This window comes from Roseateles sp. GW821-FHT02E12 (genome assembly GCF_059421665.1).
In genome coordinates, this window is the sequence record NZ_JBWKVK010000001.1 from 562,795 (window position 1) to 574,255 (window position 11,461).

General features: G+C 69.5%; 8 protein-coding genes. 4 read left to right on the forward strand and 4 right to left on the reverse strand.

Features of this window, described 5'->3' with window-relative positions:
- Positions 1-102: 102 nt before the first annotated feature.
- The 4 genes from AC07V5_RS02680 to AC07V5_RS02695 are packed head-to-tail and all read left to right on the forward strand — an operon-like array spanning position 103 to position 3,702.
- The gene (locus tag AC07V5_RS02680; protein ID WP_495114023.1) at positions 103-1,251 is read left to right on the forward strand and encodes an MlaE family ABC transporter permease; all 1,149 of its coding nucleotides are present in this window, start codon (positions 103-105) and stop codon (positions 1,249-1,251) included.
- Positions 1,251-2,042: an ABC transporter ATP-binding protein gene (locus AC07V5_RS02685; RefSeq protein WP_495114025.1), complete on the forward strand. Its 792-nt coding sequence runs from the start codon at positions 1,251-1,253 to the stop codon at positions 2,040-2,042. The genes AC07V5_RS02680 and AC07V5_RS02685 overlap by 1 nt, the downstream gene beginning before the upstream one ends.
- The gene (locus AC07V5_RS02690) at positions 2,039-3,091 is read left to right on the forward strand and encodes an MlaD family protein (protein ID WP_495114027.1); all 1,053 of its coding nucleotides are present in this window, start codon (positions 2,039-2,041) and stop codon (positions 3,089-3,091) included. The genes AC07V5_RS02685 and AC07V5_RS02690 overlap by 4 nt, the downstream gene beginning before the upstream one ends.
- Positions 3,088-3,702, forward strand: a complete 615-nt coding sequence (locus AC07V5_RS02695) for a PqiC family protein (protein ID WP_495114029.1) — start codon at positions 3,088-3,090, stop codon at positions 3,700-3,702. The genes AC07V5_RS02690 and AC07V5_RS02695 overlap by 4 nt, the downstream gene beginning before the upstream one ends.
- On the opposite strand, the gene AC07V5_RS02700 is transcribed toward AC07V5_RS02695, so the two are convergent.
- The 4 genes from AC07V5_RS02700 to AC07V5_RS02715 all read right to left on the reverse strand — a co-directional run bounded on the left by AC07V5_RS02700 (position 3,699) and on the right by AC07V5_RS02715 (position 11,365).
- Positions 3,699-5,096: an efflux transporter outer membrane subunit gene (locus tag AC07V5_RS02700; protein WP_495114031.1), complete on the reverse strand. Its 1,398-nt coding sequence runs from the start codon at positions 5,094-5,096 to the stop codon at positions 3,699-3,701. The two genes, AC07V5_RS02695 and AC07V5_RS02700, sit on opposite strands and share 4 nt — an antisense overlap.
- A 1-nt stretch (position 5,097) precedes the next feature.
- Positions 5,098-8,391, reverse strand: coding sequence for an efflux RND transporter permease subunit (locus AC07V5_RS02705; protein WP_495114033.1), 3,294 nt, complete (start codon positions 8,389-8,391; stop codon positions 5,098-5,100).
- Positions 8,392-8,406: 15 nt separating this feature from the next.
- Positions 8,407-9,612 carry an efflux RND transporter periplasmic adaptor subunit gene (locus AC07V5_RS02710; RefSeq protein WP_495114035.1) on the reverse strand — a complete coding sequence of 402 codons (1,206 nt, stop codon included), beginning with the start codon at positions 9,610-9,612 and terminating at the stop codon, positions 8,407-8,409.
- Between the two features lie 196 nt (positions 9,613-9,808).
- Positions 9,809-11,365 carry a peptide MFS transporter gene (locus AC07V5_RS02715; RefSeq protein ID WP_495114036.1) on the reverse strand — a complete coding sequence of 519 codons (1,557 nt, stop codon included), beginning with the start codon at positions 11,363-11,365 and terminating at the stop codon, positions 9,809-9,811.
- Positions 11,366-11,461 lie beyond the last annotated feature (96 nt).

An 11,461-nucleotide genomic window follows, 5' to 3' on the forward strand; every position in this document is an offset into this window, starting at 1 on the left:
CGACAGGCGCCGCGCCACGGCTGCCGCGGCGCACCGTCCTACAACGCGCATCGTTCGCGTCCGGGCTGCGAAGCAGCCGACGCAGCAGAGCATGACGCTGTCATGTCTCATGCCCTGCCCGCCCCTGCGCTGATGCCGCCCGACGACGCCCGCCGTGGCGGCGCGATGGCGAACGCGCGCTGGGAGGGCGAGGGCCAGCAGTGGCGTCTCGTGCTGGCGGGCGACTGGGGCGCGGCCGATGCCGAGTTGCCCAAACCGCCTGCCGACATGCCCGTCAAGCCAGGCACCCAGCTGAGCTTCGACAGCGCGGCGCTGGCGCACTGGCAGCCGCCCTTTGCCGGGGCGCTGTGGCAGGCGCTGGCACCGCTGGCACGCGGCGGCGTCGCGCTGGACCTGAGCGGCCTGCCGCGCGGGCTGCAGCCGCTGTTGACCTTGAGCCTGCCGCAGCCCGAAGCCGCAAAGAACAAGCCATCGACCGCCGAGGCGGAGGACGAGCCCGACCCCGAGTGGCGCAAGACCCTGGTCTTCATCGGCGACACGCTGGCTGCCGTCGGCCGCCTGGCGCGGGGCCGCAGCGCGATGCGCATGAGCGACTGGCTGTGGCAGATCGAGCAGACCGGGCCGCGCAGCCTGCCCATCGTGTTGCTGGTCAGCAGCCTGGTGGGCCTCATCGTGGCCTACATGGGCGCCCAGCAATTGCAGCGCTTCGGCGCGCAGAGCTTCATCGCCAACCTCGTCACCATCGGCGTCGTGCGCGAGATCGCGGCGTTGGTCGTCGGCATCGTGCTCGCCGGCCGCGTGGGCGCGGCCTTCGCGGCGCAGATCGGCAGCATGCGCGCGGGCGAGGAGATCGACGCGCTGACGACGCTGGGCGTGGACCCGGTCGAGCACCTGGTGCTGCCGCGCATGCTGGCCTTGCTCGTCACCGGCCCGCTGTTGACGCTGTGCGCCGGCGTGGCGGGCCTGGCCGTGGGTTGCGGCGTCGCCGTCGTCCTCTACGACGTGCCGGCTGCGGCGTATCTCACGACCACGCGCGAGGCGCTGGCCGGCTGGGACTTGTTCGTGGGCCTGCTCAAGGGCAGCGTCTACGCCGTGCTCGTCGCACTGGCGGGCTGCCGCCAGGGGCTGAACGCCGGGCGCAGCGCGCAGGCGGTGGGCGAGGCGACGACGGCAGCGGTCGTGCAGGCCATTGTCTGGATGGTGGTCGCCGCGTCGGCGCTGACCGTCATCTTCCAACGCTTGGACATCTGATGCCCGAACAGAACAAGCAGCCAGACGGGGTGCTGATGCGCGTCGAGAACCTGAGCCTGCATGCCGGCGGCCGCGAGCTGCAGCATGGACTCACCTTCGACGTGCGTGCCGGCGAGGTGCTGGCCATCGTCGGCGCCAGCGGCTGCGGCAAGAGCACGCTGCTGCGCCACATGATCGGCCTGCAGACGCCCAGGACCGGCCGCGTGCTGTGGACGGCCGGCGGCACCGAGCGCGATGTGCAGGGCGACGACCCGCCGCGGCGCGAGATCGGCGTGGCCTTTCAGGCCGGCGCGCTGTGGAGCAGCATGACCGTGGGCGAGAACCTGATGCTGCCGCTGGAGCTGTACACCGAGCTCGACGAGGCCGAGCGCGAGCGCCAGGCACGCTTCAAGCTGGCGCTGGCCGGGCTGGACGACCCCGCCACCTTCGACGCCGAACCGGCCCAGCTCTCGGGCGGCATGAGAAAGCGCGCCGCCATCGCCCGCGCGCTGATGCTGGACCCGCCGCTGCTGTGCCTGGACGAGCCCTCGGCCGGCCTGGACCCGTTGACCTCCGCGCGGCTGGACGGACTCATCATGCAGCTCAAGCGCGACCTGGGCACGGCCATCGTCCTCGTCACGCACGAGCTGGAAAGCCTGTTCGCCGTGGCCGACCGGCTGCTCTTTCTCGACGTGGAGGCGCACACCGCCACCGCATTGGGACCGCCGGCGGAACTGCGCGACCACGGGCCCGACGCGGTGCGCGAGTTCCTGACGCGTGGCCAGTACGAACCCGACCGGAAAGCAGCATGACCCGGCGCCGCACCAGCCCCTTCGTCATCGGCGCCTTCGTCGTCGGCGCGCTGGCCCTGCTCGTCGTGGCTCTCATCGCGCTGCCGGGCCAGCATTGGTTCAAGCGGCCGCAGCGCGTGGTGATGTTCTTCTCCGGCTCGGTGTTCGGGCTGCAAAAGGGCGCGCCGGTCGTGTTCCGCGGCGTGCGCATCGGTGACGTGACGGAGATCAGCGTGCACTACGACAGCAAGACCGACAGCTTCGCCATCCCCGTCGTCGCCCAGCTCGACGCCGACGCCGTGCGCGGCCTGGATGGGCGCTTCGACAACGACGACATCGGCCATGCGCTGCCCGCACTCATCAAGCGCGGCTTCAGCGCCCAGCTGGGCACGCAGAGCCTGTTGACCGGCCAGCTCTACGTGGACCTGGACATCCGCAAGAAGCAGCCTGCCGTGCTGCACGGCGGCTACCAGGGCGACGCGACCGAGATCCCGACCACCGCCACCGCCTTCCAGGCGCTGAAGGACCAGCTCGAGGGGATGGATCTGCGCAAGATCCTGGAAGACCTGAGCCAGATCGCCAACTCCACGCGCAACCTCGTCGCCTCGCCGGAGTTGAAGCAGGGCATGAAGGACTTCGCCGCCACGGCCGGCCATGCCCGCAAGCTGGCCGCCCAGCTCGAGCAGCGCGCCACGCCGCTGACGCGCGGCGCCGAGCGCGCCATGGCCAGCGTGGACCGCGCGGGCGACAAGGTGGCCAGCACCGCCGACAAGCTGGGCTTGGGCGCCGACAAGGCCAGCGCGCTGCTCGACCCGAACGGCCCGGTCGTGCCCGATCTGCGCAAGACACTGGCCGAACTGCAGCGCGCGAGCAGCCAGCTTCGCGAGGCCGCCGACGGCGACGGCCCGCTGCTGCAACAGACCGAGAAGACCATGCGCGATCTGTCCCTGGCGGCAAAGGCACTGCGCCAGTTGGCCACCTCGCTGGAAGCGCAGCCCGAGGCGCTGCTGCGCGGCCGCAAGCCCGATCCCGCGCCCTCAGCCACAACTGCCAGGGAGCCCGCACGATGAAGCCCGCCCCAACGAGTCGCCGCGATGCCTTGCTGCTGATTGCCGCGGCGGCCCTGGCCGGCTGCGCCACGCGCGACACGCCGCCACGCCGCCTCTACGCGCTGACCGGCACGCCGCCGCTGCCGCCCGACGCCAAGCCCGGCCAGGACGGCCGCGCCTGGGTGCTGAGCCAGCAGATCGCGCTGCCCGAACTGCTGGACCGCGACGAGATGCTCGTCGGCGAAGGCAGCGCCGGCTTGAGGCCCTGGCCCGAGTCGCGCTGGGCCGAGCCGCTGCGCGACGCGCTGCCACGCGTGCTGGCCGAAGACCTGTGGCGGCTGCGCCAGCCCTACCCGGTCACGCTCGGCACGGCAGCGGCCAACGGCGCCGAATCGCTGCGTCTCATCGTGCGGGTAGACGAGTGGCTGGCTCGCCCGGATGGCGGCGGCCTGCAACTGACATTGCGCGCACGCTGGCACTGGGCGCCGCTGCATGCGCCGGTCAACACGACGCTGCCCGCCGCCGGAGCTGCCGAGCTGGTCGTGCCCTGCTCAGCCCAGGCGGATGCGCTGGCCGATGCCTACCGCCGCAGCGTGATGCTGCTGGCGGCACGCATCGTGGCCGCGTCCTAGGGCGCGGTCAGCTTCGCAGCGAACGCCTTGTGCACCGCCAGCAGCGCGGTCGCGCGGCCGGTCTGCACCTGGATGAGCGCGTCCTGCGCCGCAAGGCGCTCCTGCTCGGCGTTGAGCAGCGAGTAGAAGTCGGCCACACCGGCTTCGTAGCGCTTGAGCGCCAGCTCGCGGGCGCGGGCCGTCGCCTCGGCGGCGGTGGCCTGGGCCGTGGCCTGCAACTCGGTTTCGCGCAGCGTGGACAGGCTGCCCTGGGCGTCCTGCAGTGCCGTCAGCTGGGCCTGCTCGGCGCTGGCCACGGCCGCTTCGAAGCCGGCACGGGCGGCCGACTCTTCGGCCTTGCGGGCGCCGAAGTCCAGGAAGTTCCAGTTCAGCGCGGCCGCCAGGCTGTGGATCTGCGTGCCGCTCTTGAACAGGTCGCCGGCACTGCCGGCGCTCCAGCCGATCTGGCCCGTCAGGCCCAGCGTGGGCCAGCGCGCGGCCCAGGCGACATGGGCGCGTGACGCGGCGGCCTGGGCGCGCACGGCGGCGGCCTTGACGTCGGGGCGTGCGCTGAGCAAACCAGCCGGGTCGGGCAGCGTGCCGAGGCTGATGAGGCGCGGCGAGGGCATGGCGGGCAGCGGGTCGCTGTCGGCCTTGTCGCAATCGGCGGGCGGCTGGCCGCGCAGCACGTCGAGCTGCAGGCGGGTCAGGCAGGCGGCGTTGCGCAGCGCGGGCACGGTGGTGGAGGTCTGCGCCACCAACGCCTCGGCGCGGGCCTGGTCCAGCGCCGTGCCGCGGCCGGCGCCGACGCGGGCCTTCACCAGGTCGAGCAACTGGTTCTGCACGACCAGCGCCTCCTTGGCGAACTTCAGGCGATGGCCGAGGCCGATGAGCTGGGCCTGCAGGTTGAGTGCCGTGCCGGCCAGACTCAGCGCGGCGGCGTCGCGGTCCAGCGCGGCACTCTGGGCGTCATAACCGGCCGCCTGGGCGGTGGCCGACACGCGGCCCCAGAGGTCGACCTCCCAGCCTGCCGTCGCATTGACGCCGTAGCTGCTGAAGTTGTTGAACTGGCCCTGGTCGTTGGGTGCGCGCTGGCGGCTGGCGCTGGCGCCGGTGCTGACCGAGGGCAGGCGGCGGGCGCCGGCCGCGTCGGCCAAAGCCTCCGCCTGCTTGAGCCGCGAGGCGGCGGCGCGCAGGTCGCGGTTGTTGGCCAGCACTTCGTCGACGATACGTTGCAGCTGGGCGCTGTCGACGAAGGCGGCCGTCATCGTCGCGGCGCCAGGGTTGGCTCCAGCGTCGATTGCAGGAAGCTGGGCGAACTTCTCGGGCGCCAGGTTCTTCGGACCCGACGAAAGACCGGGGGCCGCGCAGCCGACGAGCGCGGCAAGGGCGAGCGGAGTGAGGCGGGCAATCATGTCAGTGGCCCTCCTTCTTGGTCGTGGGGACATCGTCGTCGATGCCCGGGTGGAAGGCATGGGCCGAGGCCTCGACCTGGGCGCGCAGCGCGGCGGCGCGGGCACGGCGCTTCTCGGTGCTGGCGCGCAGCAGGCTGTAGAACACCGGCGTCAGGAAGATGCCGAACAGCGTCACGCCCAGCATGCCGGCGAACACGGCGATGCCCATCGCACGGCGCATCTCGCTGCCGGCGCCGGAGCCCAGGATCAGCGGAATGACGCCAGCGCAGAAGGCGATGGACGTCATCAGGATGGGGCGCAGCCGCAGGCGGCAGGCCTCGATGACGGCGTCGCGGATGCTGCGGCCCTGCTCCTCCAGCTCCTTGGCGAACTCGACGATCAGGATGGCGTTCTTGCACGCCAGCCCGACCAGCACGACGAGCGCCACCTGCGTGAAGATGTTCAAGTCACCGCTCTGCCCGAACGGCGGGAAGTGCGACAGCCACACGCCGAACAGCGCCGACAGGATGCACATCGGCACGATCAGGATGATGGCCAGCGGCAGGCTCCAGCTCTCGTACTGCGCGGCGAGCACCAGCACCACCAGCAGCACCGAGAAGGCCAGCACCGCGGCCAGCGTGGGCACCTGGATGTTCAGCACCGGCACGGTGACGTTGCGGGTCAGGCGGTCCTGGTAGCTCAGGTCGGTGAACTCGTAGCCGAAGCCGCGTGGCAGAGTCTTCAGGATGCGCTCGATCTCGGCCTCGGCCTGGCCCGACGAGAAGCCGGGCTTGGGCGCGCCGTTGATGTCGGCGCTGGGGAAGCCGTTGTAGCGCGTCACGCGCGTGGGGCCGAAGGTGGGCTCCACGCTCATCAGCGAGCCCAGCGGCACCATCTGGCCGGCGTCGTTGCGGGTCTTGAGCTGCACGACGTCCTCGGCCTTGGCGCGGAAGGGAGCGTCGGCCTGCACGATGACCTGGTAGGTCTTGCCGAACTTGGTGAAGTCGTTGACGTACAGCGAGCCGAGGTTGATCTGCAGCGTGTCGTAGATGGAGCCCAGCGGCACGCCCATCTGCTTGGCCTTGGTGCGGTCGACGTTGGCGAACAGCTGCGGCACGTTGATGTCGTAGTTGGAATACGGCGTGCCGATGGTCGTGTTGGGGTTGCCGTAGATCTGGCCCAGCGAGCCCCAGGTGGCGCCGTACAAGGCTTGCTCGCCCTGGCTGCTGCGGTCCTGCACCTGGATCTTGAAGCCGCCGGCAATGCCGAGGCCGTCCACCGGCGGCGGCGGCACGACGAACATGCGCGCGCCCTGGATCTGCTGGATGGCGCCGTTGACCTGGCCAAGGATGGCTTCCTTGCTCAGGTCGCGCGTGGTGCGCTTGTCGAAGCTGTCCAGCGCGAAGAAGACGATGCCCTCGTTGGGCGAGGCCGAGAAGCCGGCGACCGACAGGCCGGGGAAGGCCACCGAGTCGACGATGCCCGGCACCTTCAGCGCAATGGCGCTCATCCGGCGGATGACTTCTTCCGTGCGGTCCAGGCTGGAGCCGGCGGGCAGCTGGGCCACGCCGATCAGGTACTGCTTGTCCGGCGCGGGCACGAAGCCGCTGGGGATGCGCGTGAACACCAGCGCGGTGGCGCCCAGCAGCAGCGCGTAGACGACCAGCGCCACCGACTTGCGCTTCAGGATGCCGTTCACACCGCGGCCGTAGTCCTCGGAGCGACGGTGGAAGACGCGGTTGAACCAGTGGAAGAAACGGCCGAAGACCTTGTCCATGCCACGCGTGAGCGCGTCCTTGGGCGCGTCGTGCGGGCGCAGCAGGATCGCGGCGAGCGCCGGCGAGAGGGTCAGCGAGTTGAAGGCCGAGATCACCGTGGAGATGGCGATGGTGACGGCGAACTGCTTGTAGAACTGGCCCGACAGGCCCGGCACGAGTGTGAGCGGGATGAACACCGCGCACAGCACCAAGGCGATGGCGATGATGGGGCCCGAGACCTCCTGCATGGCCTTGACGGTCGCGGCATGCGGCGTCAATCCGTCCTGGATGTTGCGCTCGACGTTCTCGACCACCACGATGGCGTCGTCCACGACGATGCCGATGGCCAGCACGAGGCCGAACAGCGTCAGCGTGTTGATGGAGAAGCCCAGCAGCAGCAGCACGGCGAAGGTGCCGACGATGGACACCGGCACGGCCACCAGCGGAATGATGGAGGCGCGCCAGGTCTGCAGGAAGATGATGACGACCAGCACGACCAGGCCGACGGCCTCGAACAGCGTGTGCACGACCTTCTCGATGGATGTCTGCACGAAGCGCGTCGGGTCGTAGACGATGGCGTAGTCCACGCCCTTGGGGAAGCTGGGCTTGAGCCGCTCCATCGTGGCGCGCACGTTGTCGGAGATGGCCAGCGCGTTGGAGCCGGGCGCCTGGAAGATGGCGATGGCCGCGGCTTCCTTGTTGTTCAGCAGGCTGCGCAGCGCATAGGTGTTGGCGCTGATCTCGACGCGGCCGATGTCCTTCACGCGCACCATGGCGCCGGTCTTGGTGTCGCTGCGGACGATGATGTTGCCGAACTCCTCCTCGCTGGCCAGGCGCCCCTGCGCGTTGATGGCGAGCTGGAAGTCCGTGCCCTTGGGCGACGGCGACGCGCCGACCACGCCGGCCGCGACCTGCGTGTTCTGCTCGCGGATGGCGCCGACGACTTCGGACGCCGTCATGCTGCGGGCGGCAAGCTTCTGCGGGTCCAGCCAGATGCGCATGGCGTAGTCGCCCGCGCCGAAGCTCAGCACCGAGCCCATGCCGGGCACACGCAGCAGGTCGTCACGCACGTTCAGCGTGCCGTAGTTGCGCAGGTAGAGCGCGTCGCGCGAGTTGTCGGGGCTGACCAGGTGGACCACCATCGTCAGGTTGGACGCGGCCTTCTCGGTCGTCACGCCGATAGTGCGCACGATCTCGGGCAGGCGCGGCAGCGCACGGTTGATGCGGTTCTGCACCGCGGTCTCGGCGGCTTCCGGGTGCGTGCCGATCTTGAACGTGACCGTCAGCGTCATGCCGCCGTCACCGGTGGCCTGGCTCTCGAAGTAGAGAACGTTCTCCAAGCCGTTGATCTGCTCTTCCAGCGGCGTGGCCACCGTTTCGGAGATCACGCGCGGGTTGGCACCGGGGTACTGGGCGCGCACGACGACCTGCGGCGGCGCGACCTCGGGGTACTCGGAGATCGGCAGCAGCGGGATGGCCAGCGCACCGATCAGGAAGATGAAGAGGGACAACACGGTCGCGAAACGCGGCCGGTCGATGAAGAAGCGTGAGATGTCCATGACCGAACCGCCTGCTTACTTGGAGGCGGCGGAAGCCGGGGCCGGAGCGGGAGCGGGAGCGGCGCCTTGCTGGCCTTGCGGCGCGGCGGGAATCGGCATGCCCTTGTCGTCCACCTTCAGCACCTGCGGCGTGACCGGCGCACCGGGGAAGGCGCGCAGCAGGCCGTCGACGATGACCAGCTCGCCCGGCTTGACGCCGTCGACGACGCGCATGCCGTCGATCAGCGCGCCCGGGTTGACCGGCCGCGGCTGCACGATGTTGTTGGGGCCGACGATAAGGATGATCTTGTGCGTCTGGTCGGTCGTGATGGCGCGGTCGGGCACGACGACGCCCTGGTAGCTGCCGCTGCCGCCGAGCTTCACGCGGGCATAAAGGCCGGGCGTGAACTGGCCGCCCTTGTTGTCGAACACCGCGCGGGCGCGGATGGTGGCCGTGGCCGCGTTCAGGCGGTTGTCGACGAAGTCCAGCTTGCCGGTGTGCGGGAAGCCCTGCTCGTTGGACAGGCCCAGCTGCACGACCGTCGAGACGGGCTTGGCCGAGCGCATGTACTTGAGATAGGTCGCCTCGCTGGCGTCGAAGTAGGCATAGACCTTGTCGCTGGACACGACGGTGGTCAGCACCGGGTCGCCCACGCCGACGAGGTTGCCCGGCGTCACGTTGGCGCGCGAGGTGCGGCCGCTGACCGGTGCCGTCACGTTGGCGTATTCGACGTTGAGCTTGGCCTGCACGAGGGCGGCCTCGGCGCCCTTCTGGTTGGCCTCGGCGCTGCGCAGCGCGGAGCGCAGCTGGTCGATCTCCTGCTGGCTGACCGCGTTGACGCTGACCAGCTTCTCGGAGCGCGCCAGATCGGTGCGTGCCAGGTCGGCCTGGGTCTTGAGCGCGGCGATCTGCGCCTCGGCACGGGCCACCTCGGCCTTGAAGGCGCGGGTGTCGATGGTGAAGAGCGGGTCGCCCTTCTTCACGAGCTGGCCTTCCTTGAAGCGCACTGCCTCGACGGTGCCGGCCACGCGGGGCCGCACGTCGACGGTGTCGGGCGCCTCCAGGCGGGCCGTGAATTCGTCGAACTCCTGCACCTCGCGCTGCGTGGCCGGCGCGACCGACACAGGCGGCGGGCCACCGTGGCCGCCCGGGCCGCCGGCGCCGTCCTGTTTCTGGCCGCAGGCGGCGAGCAGGAGGGCAACGAGGGGAGTCAGCGACAGTGCCAGGCTCTTCTTGGTCATGGGGGGCTCCGAATGCAAGCGGGCGACTGTAAGCACTTCGCCCCTGCGCCATCACCCCGAACCTGAAAGCCCATTCAGCCTGCTGACATTACTTGTCAACAGGTCGGAACTGTGAACAAAAAAGCCGCCGGGCACGAGGCCGAGCGGCTTTTGGCGTAACGCACGGGTTTCATGACCCCGTGCGGACTCGGCGTCATCAGTGCACGCCGTGCATCCACTTCTTCATCAGCGGGCTCAGGGCCATCAGCACCACGCCGGCACCGATGGGGATGAACGTGAAGATCAGGAAGAACACCGACATCGAGTACTGGTTGGAAATCTGGTCGATGAAGGCGCCGGTGGAGCCGGCGATCTTGTTGGCGATGGCCGTGTTCAGGAACCAGACGCCGAACATCAGGCCCAGCAGGCGCGTCGGTGCCAGCTTGGAGATATAGGACAGGCCGACCGGCGACAGGCAGAGCTCGCCCATGGTGTGGAAGAGGTAGGCCACGCTCAGGTAGAGCATGCTGACCTGCGCCGTCTTGGCGCCCTGCGGGATGCCGGCCGAACCGTAGGACAGCACGGCAAAGCCCAGGCCCAGCAGCACCAGGCCGACGCCGAACTTGACCGGGCCGGACGGGTTCCAGTGCTTCTCCCACATCTTGGAGAACAGCGGCGCCAGCACGACGATGAAGAGGCTGTTCAGCACGCTGAACCAGGTGGCGGGCACCTCGCTCTGGTCAAGGGCGAACTCGCGGCCCAGCATCCACAGGCTCAGTCCCCAGATGATGGCGAAGGCGGCGGCCAGCGACAGATTGGCCATGGCAAGCTGGCCGCGCGTGGAGTGGTAGAGCTTGAACAGCAGCCAGGACAGGATGGCCGCCGGGATCAGCGTCATCGCCGTGTTGAGGATCTTGAAAGCGAAGCCGGCGGTACCGACCAGCGTGCGGTCGGTGTAGTCGGCCGCGAAGATGGTCATGGAGCCGCCGGCCTGCTCGAAGGCGAACCAGAAGAAGATCGTGAAGAAGGAGAAGACGACGATGGCCTTCAGGCGGTCGGCCACGACATGCTCGGGTGTGTCGTCCAGCTTCTTCTCGACGATCTTCTTGGCGGCATCGATCTTGTCGCCGACGGCACCGAAGATGCCCTGGCTGAGCCAGAACTGGATGGCGCCCAGGATCATGAAGACGCCGGCCAGGCCAAAGCCCAGGTTCCAGGAGATCTTCTCGCCGATATAGCCGCAGAGCAGGATGCCGTAGAAGGCGCCGGCGTTCACGCCCATGTAGAACAGCGTGTAGCCGCCATCCCGGGCGTTCTCGTTGTCCTTGTTGTAGAGCTGGCCGACGATGGCCGAGATATTCGGCTTGAACAGGCCCGTGCCCAGCACCACCAGGCCCAGGCCAGCGTAGAAGCTCGGTACCGTGTCCATGAAGAGGGCGATGTGGCCCGCCGCGATGATGAAGCCGCCCAGCAGCACCGAGCGCCGCGTGCCCAGCAGGCGGTCGGCGATGTAGCCGCCCAGGATGGGCGTCAGATAGACCAAGCCGGTGTACCAGCCGTAGAGGTTGGTCGCGTCGGCCCGGCTCCAGCCCCAGCCGCCCTTGCTGGCTTCGGTCACCAGGAAGAGCACGAGCAGCGCTCGCATGCCGTAGTAGGAGAACCGCTCCCACATCTCGGTGAAGAACAGCACGAACAGCTGGTTGGGCTGGCCGAGGATAGCGGTGCCGGCTTGCGGGGTCGCCGCTCGGCCGGACACGGGGGCAGTGGTAGTCACGTCTGTCGTTCCAGGTAAACCGCAGGAGGCGGGCGGTAGCCCGCGCTGAAGGCCGGAATTGTCCCGCCGGCAGGGCGTTTTCCACGGACGAGTGGC